We start from the raw sequence: 15671 nt of genomic DNA on the forward strand, positions 1-15671 counted from the left end.
GTGCGCAGCACCGGCCCTTCCCCCTGTCAGGTGGGCCGGCCGTCCGAATCTGCCGGAGACACAGCGGCTGCCGGCGAGACGAGACCGGCGTCGTCGAGCGCACTCCCGGTGAGAACCCGACCCAGTTCGATCATCTCGGCGGCACGATGGAAGTCGAGACTGCGGCACGCGTTCCGGGGCACCCGAACGTGCACGTCCGGTGGGTACGCAGCGAGCTGATAGCGAGCCAACGTCGCCTGCATCACGTCGAGCGAACGGTTCATCACCGCGAACCGGCTGAACTTCGGGACGGCCACGGCGTCGCCCTCGACCACGGTCTGATCGCCGATCACCTGGTCGTCCTGCTCGTCCGACGGATCCGGATCGGTGTGGGCGGCGCCGAACCGTCCGACGACCGACCGCACGATGTCCAGGTCACGCAGCTGCGCGGCGCTCCGGCGGAACCGTGCCACCCACTCGTCCACCGGCCGCGAGTCCGCGCTGACGTTCTCCGGTGCGAGGGAGCGGCCGTCCCTGTCCTCGGCGCTCAGGCTGATCCCGACGGTCAGGTCGGCGCTCACGGAGACGAGCGGCGCCATCGGCAGAGGGTCGAGCACCCCACCGTCGGCGAGTACCCGGCCGTTGAGCACATACGGCGTGATGACGCCTGGGATGGCGATCGACGCACGGATGGCCGCGTCGACGGGTCCTCGCTGGAACCACACCGACCGGCCCGCGGCGAGATCGGTGGCCACGGCCGTATACGGAATCGGAAGGTCTTCGATGCGGATCTCACCGAGCATTTCTCTGACCCGTTGCAGGATCTTCTCGGCGTGGATGGCTCCGGGTGCGGACACCGACAGGTCGAGAAGCCGCACGACGTCGAGCTGGGTGAGGCTGATCGCCCACCGGGTGAAGTCGTCGAGCTTGCCCGCGGCGTGGAGTCCACCGACGAGGGCACCCATCGACGATCCTGCGACACCGACGATCTCGAATCCGCGCTCTTCGAGTACCTGGATCGCTCCGATGTGGGCGTACCCCCGCGCACCGCCGCTCCCCAGAGCCAGCGCAACGCGCCTCGGTCCGGTCATCGGATGATCGTACGCGGACGAGAACTCCGGACTGTCAGGACAGACCGTTGTCCGGGAGCCGCAGGTCCGGCTTGTCGAGTTCCTCGATGTTCACGTCCTTGAACGTGATGACCCGGACATACTTCACGAAACGCGCGGGACGGTACATGTCCCACACCCACGCATCGGACATACGCAGCTCGAAGTAGATCTCTCCGTCCGCGTTGTGCGGCAGCAACTCCACCGAGTTGGCCAGATAGAACCGGCGCTCGGTCTCCACGACATAGGAGAACTGACCGACGATGTCCCGATACTCGCGGTAGAGCGACAGCTCCATCTCGGTTTCGTACTTCTCGAGATCCTCGGCACTCATCGGTCTCGGAGTCCTCCTGCTCTGGTGTGAATTGTCATCATCTCGCACTTCCGGAACTGTTATCCACTCGGTGTAGCAGCGCCGCGACGTTCGACCACGAGCGGCGGTGCTCCGGGCACGGGCCCAGCTCCTCGAGCGCCGCCAGGTGCGCGGGCGTGTTGTACCCCTTGTGGATCGCGAATCCGTAACCGGGATGTGTCTCGTCCATCGCGACCATCACCCGATCACGCGAAACCTTGGCCAGCACACTCGCCGCCGCAATGCAGGCCGCCGCGCCGTCGCCCCCGATCACCGGCAGCGACGGTGCCGGCAGCCCCGGGACGCGGAAGCCGTCGGTGAGAACGTAACCAGGGGTGGTCGAGAGCCCAGCGACCGCACGCCGCATGCCCTCGATGTTGGCAACGTGGACACCCATGCGGTCGACTTCCTCCGCCGGGAACGATACGACGCTCCACGCCACCGCGAGCCTGGTGATGGCCGGGAACAGCTCTTCGCGTGTGCGTTCGGTGAGCTTCTTCGAATCGTCGAGGCGCGCCAGCGCCGGATACGGCTTCGGTGCGAGCACGCAGGCCGCCACCACGAGCGGCCCGGCGCACGCACCCCGGCCTGCCTCGTCGACACCGGCCACCGGCCCGAGACCGCTGCGGACCAGGGCCGACTCCATCGTCCGCAGACCGGACGACCTGCGAATGACGATGCGTGGAGGCCAGGAAGTCACTTGCCCTGGATATCGGGTGAGCTGATCGTGCCCATCCGCGCCGGCGGCAACGCGATGAAGACCGCCTTACCGATCACGTTGTCGAGCGGGATGGTGCCTTGCATGTCGTCGCCCACGTGGTACCGCGAGTCCGCGGAGTTGCTGCGGTTGTCGCCCATCACCCACAGGTGGCCGTCGGGGACGGTGACCGGACCGAAGCAGCGTGCCGACTTCAACGCGGTGTCGCAGGCCTGCGAGCCGGGGACGAACGGGAAATCCATGACGACGTAGGGCTCGTCGAGCGGTTTGCCGTCGACCAGGATGCGGCCCTGGTCGTCGCAGCATTCGACGGTCTGACCGCCGGTGGCGATCACCCGCTTGACGAGGTCGTTCTCGTCCGGGGGGACCAGTCCGACGAGGGAACCGAGTTCCTGCGCACCGCGAATCACCACGTTGGAGGACCGGGTGGAGACGAAATCCTGCGACCACGAATCGGGGCCGCGGAACACGATGACGTCACCCGGTTGCGGTTCACCGAAGCGGTAACCGATCTTCTCGACCACGATGCGGTCACCGGTGCAGCCCGCGCACCCGTGCAGCGTCGGTTCCATCGATTCCGACGGAATGAGATACACCCGGGCGACGAACGTCTGCAACAGAAAACTCAGGACGAGTGCGACCAGAATCAGGATCGGCAACTCGCGGAGGAAGGAGCGGGGCTTCTTCTCGGGCTCTGCCGTACCGCCGTTCACGGCGGAGGTGGCGGCCGAATCGCCGGTGGTCTCGGATTCCGACGACAATGCCCGCTCCTTCGAAGAATCTGTCACGAAATCAGATTAGCCCGGCACTGCGAGTACGCAGTGCCGGGCTCATCGGAAAGGTCAGCGCTTTTCCTTGATCTTGGCGGCCTTGCCACGCAGATCGCGGAGGTAGTACAGCTTGGCGCGACGGACGTCACCGCGGGTGACGACCTCGATCTGCGCCAGGTTCGGGCTGTGGACCGGGAAGGTGCGCTCGACGCCGACACCGAAGGAGACCTTGCGGACGGTGAAGGTCTCGCGGACGCCGCCGCCCTGACGGCGGATCACGACGCCCTTGAAGACCTGCACGCGCTCCTTCGAGCCTTCGATGACCTTGACGTGCACGTTGAGGGTGTCGCCGGGACGGAACTCGGGAATGTCGTCGCGGAGGGACTTCTTGTCCAGGAAATCGAGAGTGTTCATCGGTGTTCCATCCTTGCGTTTTCGCAGGAGCAGAGGAACCGAGCGGCACCCGGACGTTCGGAGAACACCGGTGCTCGTCTGGTTCGTGCCCAGATCAAGTACTGCTGCCTGGTCCAGGCAACCCGTCCATTGTGCCAGACGCCACCGGGTGAAGAGAAATCGGCGGCGGCGCCGCGTGCACCACGTGGTCGAGTTCGACCTCCGCCGCCACCCTCGCGTGTTCCGCGGCTTCCTTCACGTGTACTGCGCTGGGAGTTCCCGCGATGAAGTCCTGCACGAAGATCTTGGCCCGGATGACGGGCCGACGCCACTTCCGCTCCCGTTCGAGTGCCCGGAGCATCCGCTTCGGCTTGGCGGTGTAGCGCCACCGCGCCCACGGTGCGCTCGGCCGGCTCAATCGGAGCGCCCCGATCAGCAGGATCGGGAAGATGAACAAGCCGAGCAGGCCGGTCCAGATCTTCCCCTTCAGCAGCACCACCGCCGCGATCAGCAGGTTGATCACGGACGACAACGCGATCGCGACCCGCACCCACGGATCCGGCGAATCCCGGAAGTCGGTGACGTTGATCAGTTCGAGCGGCCGGAGTCCGAGCAGCAGCAGACCCGTCACCGCGATCGCCACGAACACCGCATCGACCGACGTCCGGCCCTCATCCGCCCAGTACACGTCCTGCAGGTAGAAGATCAGCGCGAACTCGTCCAGCACCAGCGCGGCGCCGATCCCGAAGAACGTGGCGAGGACGGCGCCGGTGGTCTGGGTGCCGTCCTCGTACACGGCGATGAGGGAGACTCCCGACACGAGCATCGTCACGACACCGAACACCACGTGGTGGACGTGGTGCCCGCCGGGTTTCACGTTGCCCGGCCACCACGACACCTCGGCGCGGATCATCCGCACGCTCAACCGGATGAACAGGAAAGCCGCGAGAAACCCGAGCAGGAAAAAGAGCAGAGGCAGACGCCCGTGCCCGACGATTTCCCGATCCAGCCATTCGTACATCGGCATCCACTATCCCAGTAAAGAACTGGTCACTCCATCGAAAAGTGGAGGCTCGTGTCGGGATGGTGACCTCTCTACTTGCCGAACCCCGCCTTCCGCAGCGCGTCGGCCATCGAACCGCCGGGCGCCGGGCGGGTGTCACGCCCGCGATCGCGTCCACCCTGCTGCTGCGGCTTGCCGCCGCGCCGATCCTGCGGCTGCCCGCCGCCCCGCCGATCCTGCCGCTGCCCGCCGCTGCGGGGACCGTCGTTCTTGCGGCCGGCCCCGACCTCGTCGTCGAGTCGCAGCGTCAGCCCGATGCGCTGACGGGCCTCGTCGACCTCGAGGACCTTCACCTTCACGACGTCGCCCGACTTCACGACGTCGCGCGGGTCCTTGACGAAATTGTGGGACATCGCGGACACGTGAACGAGACCGTCCTGGTGGACGCCGATGTCGACGAACGCGCCGAACGCCGCCACGTTGGTGACGACACCCTCGAGCGTCATCCCCGGCTTCAGGTGCGACACCTTCTCGATGCCGGCCGCGAACGTAGCCGTCTTGAACTCAGGGCGGGGGTCGCGGCCGGGCTTCTCGAGCTCACCGATGATGTCGGTGACCGTGGGGAGGCCGAAACGGTCGTCGACGAAGTCTGCCGGGTTCAGGCTGCGGAGCGCCGACGTGTTGCCGATGATCTCGCGCACGCCGGTGCCGCTGGCGCCGACGATCTTGCGCACCACCGGGTAGGCCTCGGGGTGGACGCTGGACGCGTCGAGCGGATCGTCCCCGTTGGGGATGCGCAGGAAGCCCGCGCACTGCTCGAACGCCTTCGGACCGAGTCTCGCGACGTCCTTGAGTCCCTTGCGGCTGCGGAACGGGCCATTCTGGTCCCGGTGCGCGACGATGCTCTCGGCCAGCGAACCGGCGATACCGGACACGCGGGACAGCAGCGGCACCGACGCCGTGTTCACGTCGACGCCGACCGCATTCACCGCGTCCTCCACGACGGCACCGAGCGAACGGGCGAGCAGCGTCTCCGACACGTCGTGCTGGTACTGCCCGACGCCGATCGACTTCGGGTCGATCTTCACCAGTTCGGCGAGCGGATCCTGCAGGCGGCGCGCGATCGAGACTGCTCCACGGATCGACACATCGAGGTCGGGTAGCTCCGCCGAGGCGTACGCGGACGCCGAGTACACGGACGCGCCGGCCTCGGACACCACGATCTTCGTCAGGTTGGTGGCGCCCGACTTGGCGATCAGCTCGGTCGCCAGCGCATCCGTCTCGCGGGAGGCGGTCCCGTTTCCGATCGCGATGAGCTCCACGCCGTGCTTGGCGACGAGACCGGCGAGGGTGGCCAGGGAGGCGTCCCACTTGTTCTGCGGCTGATGCGGGTAGATCGTGTCGTAGGCCACCACCTTGCCGGTGGCGTCCACGACCGCGACTTTCGTGCCGGTCCGGAAACCGGGGTCGAGGCCCATCGTGGCGCGGGTACCGGCAGGTGCTGCCAGGAGCAGGTCGCGCAGGTTGTTGGCGAACACGTCGACGGCGTCCTTCTCCGCCGACTGTCGCAGCCGCATCCGGGTGTCGATGCCCAGCGTGACGATCATCTTGGTGCGCCACGCCCACCGGACGGTGTCGAGCAGCCACCGGTCTGCGGGCCTGCCGCGGTCGGCGATGCCGAACCGGCCGGCGATCCGGCCCTCGTAGACGGTGGGCTCGCCGGGGACGGGCTCCTCCGTGTCGGGTGCCAGGGTGAGCGTGAGCACCTCTTCCTTCTCGCCGCGCAGCACCGCGAGGATCCGGTGGGACGGGAGCTTGCCGAACGGCTCCGAGAACTCGAAGTAGTCGGCGAACTTCGCGCCCTCGGTCTCCTTCCCCTTGCGGACCGCGGACACCAGCTGCCCACGGGTCCACATCAGCTCACGGAGCTCACCCACCAGGTCGGCGTCCTCGGCGAAACGCTCGACGAGGATTGCGCGCGCACCCTCGAGCTGTTCGGCCGTGTAGGACGCCGGATCAGTGGACGGATCGGTGATCAGTGCGTCGGCGACGGGTTCGTGACCGGCTTCGCGGGCGATCTGCGCCTTGGTGCGACGCTTCGGCTTGAACGGCAGGTAGATGTCCTCGAGGCGTGCCTTCGTGTCGGCGGTCATGATCTGCCCACGCAACTGGTCGTCGAGCTTGCCCTGCGAGTCGATCGACTCGAGCACGGCAACCCGGCGCTCGTCCAGTTCCCGCAGGTACCGCAGGCGTTCCTCGAGCTGGCGGAGCTGAGCGTCGTCGAGCGTTCCGGTGACTTCCTTGCGGTACCGGGCGATGAAGGGCACGGTGGCTCCGCCGTCGAGGAGGTCCACCGCGGCCGCGACCTGTCCCTCCCGGACGTCGAGCTCCTCGGCAATGCGCTGGTTCACGGTCTTGAGAGTCACGGAAATGGACCCTACCGCTACTCTGGGACAATATCGTCGGCGGTGAGGCCGTCACGGAAATCTCGGGAGAATTTCATGTCCAGGCTGATCCGGTGCCTGACGGTCATGATCTTCCTGCTCGGCGCGCCGCTGGCCTGCACCATTCCGACCGAGACGAACTCGGTGGTCGACATCCCGGCGACGTCACCTGCCGTCGCGACCCCCGACCTCCTCCCGGCCGACGACCCTCCGGCGGGTGACGGTGTGACCGTGAGCCCCGAACCGTTCCCCTCCGCGCGGGTCCCCGTGTCCGCCCCCCTCACCGAACGCATCTCGGCTGCCGTCGCGACGGCAGCCGCCGAGCGCGGCGCCGACATGTCGATCGCCGTCCTCGACCGCGCCACCGGTGGCTATCTGGAGGGCGCCGCCGCCGAACCGGTCGAAACGGCGTCGTTGGCCAAGCTCTTCATCGCCGCCCAGATGTATCACCTCGACGCGCTCGGTGAGCGGCAACTGTCCGACTTCGACCGTCTCCTCCTGCAGCGGATGCTCGAATCGTCCGACGACGACGCGGCCAACACTCTCTGGGACGATCTCGGCGGCTCGGACATCGTCGTCGACGTCGCCGGGCGGTACGGACTCGCCGCGACCACACCGCCGTGGGACGGGTTGTGGTGGAACACCGAGACGACCGCCGCCGACCTCGTGACGTTCTATGCCGGGCTTCTCGACGACCGCGACGGCCTGGGCCCGGGTCGCATCGCCGAGTTCGTCGGGTACCTGCGCTCGTCGACACCCGAGGGGATCGACGGTTACGACCAGCGGTTCGGCATCCCCGACGGGTTGCCCGGCGAGAGCGTCCTCGGGGTGAAGCAGGGTTGGATGTGCTGTGTCGGTGATCGGTGGATTCACGTGTCGACGGGGCTGATCGGTGCGGACAACCGCTACATCGTGGCCGTCGCGTCGCGGGAGGACATCCGGTACGAGGACGACGAGGAGTCGTACCCGGACACCGCGATCACGGATGTCACCGAGGATTCCAGCGCCCGGCATGCACGGGACACGATGACCGGGTTCGTGAAGTCCCTGTTCCCCACCGGTGTCGTCGACGACTGGGCGCAGCCTCAGGGTTAGCGTCCGGGCAGGCCCGGAAGTCGTTTCAGGGCAACAGGTCCGGACGGCGTTCGGCGGTGCGTTGCAGCGACTGCTCGTGTCGCCACGCAGCCACCTTCGCGTGATCACCCGACAGCAGGACCGGCGGGACGTCGAGTCCGCGCCACGTCGCCGGCCGCGTGTAGCTGGGACCTTCGAGGAGGCCATCGGAGAACGAATCCTCTTGGTGGGACTGCTGATTCCCGAGAACTCCGGGGATCAGGCGCACGAACGCCTCGGTCATCACCAGGACGGCGGCCTCGCCCCCGATGAGGACGTAGTCGCCGATGCTCACTTCTTCGACGCGAACACGGCGGGCGGCGTCGTCGAACACGCGCTGATCGATGCCTTCGTAGCGTCCGCAGGCGAAGACGATGCGCTTCTCCCCCGCCCAGCGCTCGGCGGTGGCCTGTGTGAAAGGAACACCGGCCGGGGTGGGGACGACCAGCAGAGTGTCCGAGTCGCCGTCGCCCGCGGCGAGGACGTCGTCGAGGGCAGGCCCCCACACGGTGGGTTTCATGACCATCCCCGGCCCGCCGCCGTACGGCGAATCGTCGACGGCCTTGTGGACGTCGTGCGTCCAGTCCCGCAGATCGTGCACCTCGACGGAGATGAGGCCCTTGTCGATGGCCTTGCCGAGCAACGCCGCTCGAAGCGGTTCGAGGTACTCGGGGAAGATGGTGACCACGTCGAGACGCATGGTTACCGACTCACTTCCCGTCGGCGGATTCACCGAAGTCGGGGTCGAGCAACCCTTCCGGCGGATCGATCTCGACGACACCGTCCGCGACGGACACCGACGTGACGATCGCCGCCACGAACGGGACGAGAAGTTCGCCGGACTGGTCGCCGGCCCGGCGGATCGAGAGCAATTCGCCTGCCGCGGAATGCAATACCTCGATGACGGTTCCCACCTCGGTGCCGTCCGCGAGGCGCACCGACAGTCCCTCGAGCTCGTGATCGTAGAACTCGTCGGGGTCGTCGGAGGGCTCGAGTTCGGCGCTGTCGATGACGAACAGCGTGCCCCGCAAGGCATCCGCCGCGGTGCGATCCGACACACCCTCGAGGCGCAGCAGAAGCCGCCCGGAATGGTCCCGGGCGGCTTCCACCGTGTACGTGCTCACAGTCTGCTCGCGCGGCTTGTGTCCCCGCAGCACGGCACCCACGGCGAATCGATCCTCGGGTTCGTCGGTACGAACCTCGACCACGATCTCACCCTTGATGCCGTGCGACTTGGCGACACGGCCGACGACGAGCTCCACTGCTGTCAGGCCTCTACTGATCGGTGTCGACGACGTCGACACGGATCCCGCGGCCACCGATACCGGAGACCAGCGTGCGCAGAGCGGTCGCGGTGCGACCACCGCGACCGATGACCTTGCCGAGATCGTCAGGGTTGACGTGCACCTCGACAGTGCGCCCCCGACGCCCGGTGATCAGCTCGACACGAACGTCGTCGGGGTTGGCGACGATGCCACGAACGAGGTGCTCCACGGCATCGGCGACGACGGCACTCACTTGTCAGCAGCCTCGGACTCTGCAGCAGCCTCGGCGGGAGCTTCGGCAGCAGCCTCGGCGTCCTCGGCCTTCGCCTTCTTCTTCTTGGGCGTGATGGCCTCGCCGACGGGCTCGTTCTCGGCCTGCGCGAGCGCAGCCTGGAACAGCTCCAACTTGGAGGGCTTGGCTTCCTTGACACGGAGGGTGCCCTCGGCGCCCGGCAGGCCCTTGAACTTCTGCCAGTCGCCGGTGATCTTGAGGATGGCCTCGACGGGCTCGGTGGGCTGGGCGCCGACGCCGAGCCAGTACTGAGCGCGCTCGGAATCGACCTCGATCAGCGAGGGCTCTTCCTTGGGGTGGTACTTGCCGATGGTCTCGATCGCACGGCCGTTGCGGCGGGTGCGGGAGTCGGCGACGACGATGCGGTACTGCGGGTTCCGGATCTTGCCGAGCCGGGTGAGCTTGATCTTGACAGCCACTGCTGTACTTCTCCTTCAGTGCGCACACGAATGTGCCCACGTGTCACGTGCAATTCGGCGACGCGCAGGAATAGCGCGCCCGGTTTTGCCTCTAACCTGTGACCGCCGCGCGGTACGTGACCGGATGCGACGAACAGCGGTTCATTCTGCCAGACGAACACCGTCCGGGGGAAACCAGGTCATCGGGTCTTGACGACGTTGCCCCGCAGCACCACGACATCGGGCGCGGCGAGGGCGTCGCTGCTCCCGCGCGGGTCGTTCCGGAAGAGAAGCAGATCCGCGGACGCACCTGCTTCCACACCCGGATGTCCGAGCCACGTCCGCGCGTCCCAGCACGCGGCGCCGAGCGCTTCGGACGGGGTCAGTCCGACCGCCTTCAGTTCCTCGACCTCGTCGGCGATGCGTCCGTGGACGATCGATCCGCCCGCGTCGGTGCCCGCGTAGATCGGGATCCCCGCGTCGTGAGCGGCTCCGATCGTGTCCTTCACCCGCGAGTGCAGGTCACGCATGTGTGCGGCATAGATCGGGAACCGCGAGGCGGACTCCGCGATGTCCGGGAACGTCGCGATGTTGATCAGCGTCGGGACGAGCGCGGTTCCGTGCGCGACCATCAGCTCGATCGTCTCGTCGGTGAGCCCGGTGCCGTGCTCGATGCAGTCGATTCCGGCGTTGATCAGGCCCGGAAGCGCATCCTCGGCGAAGACGTGCGCGGTGACGCGAGCCCCTTCTCGGTGGGCGGCCGCGATCGCCTCGACGAGGATGTCGTCGCTCCACAACGGCGCGAGGTCGCCCACGGAACGGTCGATCCAGTCGCCGACGAGCTTGACCCACCCGTCACCGGCCCTGGCCTGGCGCACCACCTCGTCCGGCAGCTGCGACTCGTCCTCCAGATCGACCGGCAGTCCGCGGATGTACCGCTTGGGGGCGGCGATGTGCTGCCCGGCGCGGATGATCCTCGGCAGGTCGGGGCGGTCGTCGACGAACCGGGTGTCGACCGGCGAACCCGCGTCACGAATCAGCAGGACACCGCAGTCGCGCTCCGTCTCCGCCTGCGCGGTCAACCCCTCGATGCTCTCGCCACCGCCGCCGCCGAATCTGATGCCGACGTGGCAGTGGGCGTCGACGAGACCGGGAACGATCCACCCGGACTCACAGACGGTCTCGGCGCCGGGGACCGGTTCCGCCGAGATCACACCGTTGTCGACCCAGAATTCGACCGGCTGTTCGTCGGGCAGACCGGTGCCGCGAAAGTGCAACGCGCCCATCGGCTACTTCTTCGGCAGCTTCAGCTGGGACAGGTCGATGCCCTCGAGTCCGGGCGGCAGTTCGTCGAGGCCCTTCGGCATCTTCGACAGATCGGGCATCCCCGCGGGGAGACCTCCGGGCGGCATACCCGGGAACCCGCCGGGCAGGCCGCCGGGGAATCCGCCGCGCACCTTCGGCGGCGTCGGCCCCTTGCCACCCTTCTTGCCCTTCTTGCCCTTCTTGCTGCGCTGCGGCTTCCGCGAACCGGGCATGCCCATACGCCCGGCCATCGCGGCCATCATCTTGCGGGCCTCGAAGAAACGGTCGACGAGCTGGTTGACGTCGGAGACCTTGACACCCGAACCGTTGGCGATCCGCAGCCTGCGGGACGCGTTGATGATCTTGGGATCATCGCGTTCGGCGGGGGTCATGCCGCGGATGATGGCCTGCACCCGGTCGAGCTGCTTCTCGTCGACGTTCGCGAGCGCGTCCTTCATCTGCCCCGCACCCGGGAGCATGCCCAGGAGGTTGCCGATGGGGCCCATCTTGCGAACGGCCATCATCTGCTCGAGGAAGTCCTCCAGCGTGAGCTGTCCCGAGCCGATCTTCTGGGCTGTGGCCTCGGCCTGCTCGGCGTCGAAGTGCTGCTCGGCCGCCTCGATCAGACTGAGGACGTCACCCATGCCGAGAATGCGGCTGGCCATGCGGTCGGGGTGGAAGACGTCGAAGTCCTCGAGCTTCTCACCTGTGGACGCGAACAGGATGGGCTGTCCGGTGACCTCGCGGACGCTGAGCGCCGCACCACCGCGGGCATCACCGTCGAGCTTCGTGAGCACGACACCGGTGAATCCGACACCCTCACGGAACGCCTCGGCGGTGCTGACCGCGTCCTGACCGATCATCGCGTCGAGAACGAAGATCGTCTCGTCCGGGTTCACGGCGTCGCGGATTCCCGCCGCCTGCGCCATCAGGTCGGCGTCGATACCCAGCCGGCCCGCGGTGTCGACTATCACCACGTCGAACTGCTTGTTGCGGGCTTCCTCGACACCTGCCCGGGCCACCTCGACCGGGTCGGCCGCGGTGATGCCCAGCTCGTTGTCGCCGCCGCCGATGGACGTGCCCGGGTGCGGCGCGAACACCGTGGCTCCCGCGCGCTCGCCGACGATCTGAAGCTGGGTGACGGCGCCGGGACGCTGCAGGTCGCAGGCCACGAGCAGCGGGGTGTGCCCCTGGTCGCGCAGCCACTTCGCGAGCTTGCCGGCGAGGGTCGTCTTACCGGAACCCTGGAGACCGGCGAGCATGATGACCGTCGGCGGCGTCTTGGCGAACGCCAGCCGGCGGGTCTCGCCACCGAGGATCCCGACGAGTTCCTCGTTGACGATCTTGACGACCTGCTGGGCCGGGTTCAGCGCCGCCGACACCTCGACGCCCTTGGCGCGTTCCTTGATCTTGGCGATGAACGAGCGGACGACGGGCAGCGCGACGTCTGCCTCGAGCAGGGCCAACCGGATCTCACGGCAGGTGGCATCGATGTCGGCTCCGGAAAGGCGACCCTTGCCACGCAGATCCTTGAGGGCTCCGGTCAACCTGTCGGAAAGGGATTCGAACACCGAGTGCGCTCCTGAAGTCATGCGAGTGTGCGGTGGATATTCTCGGGCCCCAGCCTAGCCGCTCACGTCCCGTCGTTCATTCTCCCCCGCTGCCCTCCTGCTTCTTCGGCTTCGTGAGCGGAACGACGCCGAGGATCGCGCTCTCGACCTGTTCCCGGCTCGCCCGGGTGTCCCCGCCGCCCAGATCGAGGCAGAACGAGTCGATCACCGACGAACCCAGGGTGGTCACACGCGCCCAGCGGACATCCGCGCCGCACGTGTCGAACGCGTCGGCGAGCCGGGACAGCAGCCCCAGCCGGTCCTCGGCCCTCAGTTCCAGGATGATCTCGCCGGGCGACGCGGTGTCGAACCAGATGACCCGCGGCGGCGCCTGCGCGTACTGCACCGGAACCGCGGCTTCGCCCCGTTCCTCCACGGCGGCGACACGCTGGCTCTCGCGGGCCTCCTCTTCCTTGGCCGTGAGCATCTCCAGCAGGTTCAGCTCCCCCGCCAGCGCCCGGATCAGCTCCTGCCGAAGCAGGCCCGCCTGCGGCGGCGCCCCGAACCTCGGGGACACGACGAACGAGTTGACCGCCGACCCCTCGGCGCTGCCCAGGGACGCGGAGTAGACCCGCAGGGAGTGCAGCGCGAGCACGCCCGCCGCCTTCGACAGCAGACCCCGCTGGTCGGGGGCGATGACCGTCACCACATAGGTGTGGGGACTGTCGGCGGGGACCAGCGCGACGTGCACGCCACCCGACGCCGCCAGCGCAACATGTTCCGGATCGAGCGGGTCGGGTGCGGGAAGCACCTCTCCCGCCATGACCAGGCGGCAACGGCGCACGAGTTCCCCGATCAGCGACGACTTCCAGTCGCCCCACACACCGGGACCTGTCGCCAGTGAATCCGCCTCCGCCAGCGCGTGCAGCAACTCCAGCAGGACGCCGTCGCCGCCGAGCGCCTCCACGACCCGCTCGACGGTCTCGGGATCGTCGAGGTCACGCCGCGTCGCGGTGTGTGGCAACAGCAGGTGATGGCGCACGATCGCCGTCAGCAGCGCGACGTCCGAAGGCCACAATCCGAGGCGCCTGCCGATCTGGGTGGCCAGTTCCGCGCCGACGACGCTGTGGTCGCCGCCACGGCCCTTGCCGATGTCGTGCAGCAACGCGCCGAGCATCAGCAGGTCCGGTCGGGCGACGCGGGTGGTGAACCCACTGGCGTAGGCAGCGGTCTCGACGAGATGACGATCCACCGTCCACGTGTGCACCGCGTCCCGCGGCGGCAGGTCCCGGACGGCACCCCACTCGGGAAGAAGCCTGCCCCACAATCCGGTCCGATCGAGAGCCTCGATCGCCGCGACGGCACGGCTACCCGAGCCGAGCATCACCAGCAGATCGTTCAGCGCCTCCTTCGGCCACGGCTCGCGCAACTCGGGGGCGTTGTCGGCCAAGCGATTCAGCGTCGACGCCGACATCGGCATGCCCGTCGTCGCCGACGCCGACGCGACCCGCAGCACGAGGCCGGGGTCCTTCGCCGGCCGGGCGTCGCGCGCCAGCACCACCTCACCGGCGTGCTCGACGACCCCCTCGTCGAGGGGCCGTCGCACCGGTGGTCGGCGCAACCGCGCCAGGCCGCGACGCGGCAGGGCGTGTTCCGCCGTCCGCACCCCGACGTCGACCGAATAGCTGATGGTGCGCGCGGCATCGCTGAGCATGCGCGCGAGGTCGAATCGATCGCCGATCCGCAGTGCGGCGCCGATCTCGTCGGCGTCCTGTGCCCGCAACTGATCGCGGGAGCGGCCCGCGACCCGGTGCAATTCGGTGCGGACGTCGAGGAGCCGGCGATGCGCGAGTGCCAGTCCCCCGCCGGGCGACTCGGGACCGAGCCCGGGCATGCCGTCGGTGAGCTGCGCGATGGACAGCGCGTTGAGCAACTGTACGTCCCGCAGTCCACCGCGACCGCTCTTGAGGTCGGGCTCTGCGCGGTGGGCGATCTCGCCGCTGCGCTCCCAGCGCGACCGCGTCTGCTCGATGAGGCCGTCGAAACGGTTGCGGATGTCGGTGCGCCACTGCCGGCGCACCCCGCTGATGAGCAGATTGGTCAGCTCGACGTCGCCGACGATGTGACGCGCCTCGAGCATTCCCAGCGCCGCGGTGATGTCGGTGTCCGCCACCTGCAGCGCCTGAGGGATGGTGCGGACGCTGTGGTCGAGCTTGATGTGCGCGTCCCACAACGGATACCAGAGTTGGTCGGCCACCTGCGCGACGACCGCCGGATCCATGTCGTCGTGAAGCAGGAGGAGGTCGAGATCCGAGTACGGCAGGAGTTCCCGTCGTCCGAGCCCACCGACCGCGACGAGCGCGAAGCCGCTGTCGGGCTTGATGCCCAGCTCGGCACCCTTTGTGGTCAACCAGAACTCGTGCAGGTCGACGAGCGCGTGACGTAGTGAAGGGGCGTCGAGCCGACGCCCGTGACCTGCGGGATTCCTTGCGCCGGGGCCGGTCTCGGAGCCGCCGGTGAGCAGTTGCCTGCGTGCGCGGGCCAGGTCCGCTGCTTCGTCCGATCCGCCTGACGCAACCGGCCCTGGTTCCGTCGCCTTGGCGACGGGACCAGGGCCGGTCTTACCGGACCCGTTGGGGTCAGAGTGCATCCGCGCCGCGTTCCCCGGTACGCACCCGGATGACCGACTCGACCGGCGAAACCCAGACCTTGCCGTCACCGATCTTGCCGGTGCGTGCCGCCTCGACGATCACCTCGACGACCTTGTCCACAGCAGCGTCGTCCACGACGACCTCGACCCGGACCTTCGGAACGAAATCGACCGAGTACTCGGCACCTCGGTAGACCTCGGTGTGGCCCTTCTGCCGGCCGTACCCCTGGACCTCGCTGACGGTCATCCCGAGGACGCCCGCCTGCTCGAGTCCCGTCTTCACGTCCTCCAGAGTGAACGGCTTGACAATTGCTGTGATCAGCTTCATTT

At 67.9% G+C, this 15671-nt stretch carries 16 protein-coding genes; 1 reads left to right on the plus strand and 15 read right to left on the minus strand.

Going from position 1 to position 15671, the window contains the following annotated elements; genetic code table 11:
* Positions 1-26: 26 nt before the first annotated feature.
* The 7 genes from WKC72_RS27635 to WKC72_RS27665 all read right to left on the minus strand — a co-directional run bounded on the left by WKC72_RS27635 (position 27) and on the right by WKC72_RS27665 (position 6750).
* Positions 27-1070: a patatin-like phospholipase family protein gene (locus WKC72_RS27635; RefSeq protein WP_128638949.1), complete on the minus strand. Its 1044-nt coding sequence runs from the start codon at positions 1068-1070 to the stop codon at positions 27-29.
* 34 nt (positions 1071-1104) lie between these two features.
* A complete protein-coding gene (locus WKC72_RS27640) occupies positions 1105-1422 on the minus strand; it encodes a DUF2469 domain-containing protein (protein ID WP_005240496.1) in 318 nt (105 codons plus the stop codon).
* A 37-nt stretch (positions 1423-1459) separates the two neighbouring features.
* The gene (locus WKC72_RS27645; protein ID WP_037245558.1) at positions 1460-2140 is read right to left on the minus strand and encodes a ribonuclease HII; all 681 of its coding nucleotides are present in this window, start codon (positions 2138-2140) and stop codon (positions 1460-1462) included.
* Positions 2137-2919 (minus strand): signal peptidase I, encoded by a 783-nt coding sequence (gene lepB, locus WKC72_RS27650; RefSeq protein WP_037245555.1) that lies wholly within the window; start codon positions 2917-2919, stop codon positions 2137-2139. Before lepB ends, WKC72_RS27645 begins: the two co-directional genes overlap by 4 nt.
* 81 nt (positions 2920-3000) lie before the next feature.
* Complete coding sequence (gene rplS / locus WKC72_RS27655; protein WP_005240490.1) at positions 3001-3342, minus strand: 50S ribosomal protein L19; 342 nt, start codon at positions 3340-3342, stop codon at positions 3001-3003.
* A gap of 94 nt (positions 3343-3436) precedes the next feature.
* A complete protein-coding gene (locus WKC72_RS27660; protein ID WP_112299435.1) occupies positions 3437-4342 on the minus strand; it encodes a hypothetical protein in 906 nt (301 codons plus the stop codon).
* 74 nt (positions 4343-4416) lie between these two features.
* Positions 4417-6750 (minus strand): Tex family protein, encoded by a 2334-nt coding sequence (locus WKC72_RS27665; RefSeq protein WP_174233785.1) that lies wholly within the window; start codon positions 6748-6750, stop codon positions 4417-4419.
* Positions 6751-6825: 75 nt separating this feature from the next.
* Between WKC72_RS27665 and WKC72_RS27670 the strand changes: the two genes are divergently transcribed.
* Entirely contained in the window at positions 6826-7863 is a 1038-nt protein-coding gene (locus tag WKC72_RS27670; protein ID WP_370180432.1) for a hypothetical protein, read from the plus strand.
* Between the two features lie 25 nt (positions 7864-7888).
* Here WKC72_RS27670 and trmD read toward each other — a convergent pair whose 3' ends face one another.
* The 8 genes from trmD to WKC72_RS27710 form a co-directional block, all read right to left on the minus strand.
* A complete protein-coding gene (gene trmD, locus WKC72_RS27675) occupies positions 7889-8581 on the minus strand; it encodes a tRNA (guanosine(37)-N1)-methyltransferase TrmD (protein WP_037245546.1) in 693 nt (230 codons plus the stop codon).
* Between the two features lie 10 nt (positions 8582-8591).
* Positions 8592-9143: a ribosome maturation factor RimM gene (rimM, locus tag WKC72_RS27680; RefSeq protein ID WP_037245543.1), complete on the minus strand. Its 552-nt coding sequence runs from the start codon at positions 9141-9143 to the stop codon at positions 8592-8594.
* 13 nt (positions 9144-9156) lie between these two features.
* A complete protein-coding gene (locus tag WKC72_RS27685; RefSeq protein ID WP_005240479.1) occupies positions 9157-9399 on the minus strand; it encodes an RNA-binding protein in 243 nt (80 codons plus the stop codon).
* Positions 9396-9857 (minus strand): 30S ribosomal protein S16, encoded by a 462-nt coding sequence (rpsP, locus tag WKC72_RS27690; RefSeq protein ID WP_037245541.1) that lies wholly within the window; start codon positions 9855-9857, stop codon positions 9396-9398. Before rpsP ends, WKC72_RS27685 begins: the two co-directional genes overlap by 4 nt.
* Before the next feature lie 179 nt (positions 9858-10036).
* Positions 10037-11122: an amidohydrolase family protein gene (locus WKC72_RS27695; RefSeq protein WP_370180433.1), complete on the minus strand. Its 1086-nt coding sequence runs from the start codon at positions 11120-11122 to the stop codon at positions 10037-10039.
* Positions 11123-11125: 3 nt separating this feature from the next.
* Positions 11126-12712 (minus strand): signal recognition particle protein, encoded by a 1587-nt coding sequence (gene ffh / locus WKC72_RS27700; RefSeq protein WP_037245535.1) that lies wholly within the window; start codon positions 12710-12712, stop codon positions 11126-11128.
* 76 nt (positions 12713-12788) lie between these two features.
* Positions 12789-15341, minus strand: coding sequence for a [protein-PII] uridylyltransferase (locus WKC72_RS27705; RefSeq protein WP_037245532.1), 2553 nt, complete (start codon positions 15339-15341; stop codon positions 12789-12791).
* Complete coding sequence (locus WKC72_RS27710; protein WP_005240467.1) at positions 15331-15669, minus strand: P-II family nitrogen regulator; 339 nt, start codon at positions 15667-15669, stop codon at positions 15331-15333. Before WKC72_RS27710 ends, WKC72_RS27705 begins: the two co-directional genes overlap by 11 nt.
* Between the last annotated feature and the right edge of the window lie 2 nt (positions 15670-15671).

Origin of the sequence: Rhodococcus wratislaviensis (genome assembly GCF_041228765.1) — a bacterium.
Taxonomy (GTDB): Bacteria; Actinomycetota; Actinomycetes; order Mycobacteriales; family Mycobacteriaceae; genus Rhodococcus_F; species Rhodococcus_F wratislaviensis.

Bases quoted from the DNA above. Each gene is read 5' to 3' on its own strand.
- rplS (WP_005240490.1), bottom strand. From the start codon at position 3,342: ATGAACACTCTCGATTTCCTGGACAAGAAGTCCCTCCGCGACGACATT.
- WKC72_RS27710 (WP_005240467.1), bottom strand. From the start codon at position 15,669: ATGAAGCTGATCACAGCAATTGTCAAGCCGTTCACTCTGGAGGACGTG.
- WKC72_RS27705 (WP_037245532.1), bottom strand. From the start codon at position 15,341: ATGCACTCTGACCCCAACGGGTCCGGTAAGACCGGCCCTGGTCCCGTC.
- WKC72_RS27670 (WP_370180432.1), top strand. From the start codon at position 6,826: ATGTCCAGGCTGATCCGGTGCCTGACGGTCATGATCTTCCTGCTCGGC.
- WKC72_RS27640 (WP_005240496.1), bottom strand. From the start codon at position 1,422: ATGAGTGCCGAGGATCTCGAGAAGTACGAAACCGAGATGGAGCTGTCG.
- trmD (WP_037245546.1), bottom strand. From the start codon at position 8,581: ATGCGTCTCGACGTGGTCACCATCTTCCCCGAGTACCTCGAACCGCTT.
- WKC72_RS27695 (WP_370180433.1), bottom strand. From the start codon at position 11,122: ATGGGCGCGTTGCACTTTCGCGGCACCGGTCTGCCCGACGAACAGCCG.
- WKC72_RS27635 (WP_128638949.1), bottom strand. From the start codon at position 1,070: ATGACCGGACCGAGGCGCGTTGCGCTGGCTCTGGGGAGCGGCGGTGCG.
- WKC72_RS27660 (WP_112299435.1), bottom strand. From the start codon at position 4,342: ATGTACGAATGGCTGGATCGGGAAATCGTCGGGCACGGGCGTCTGCCT.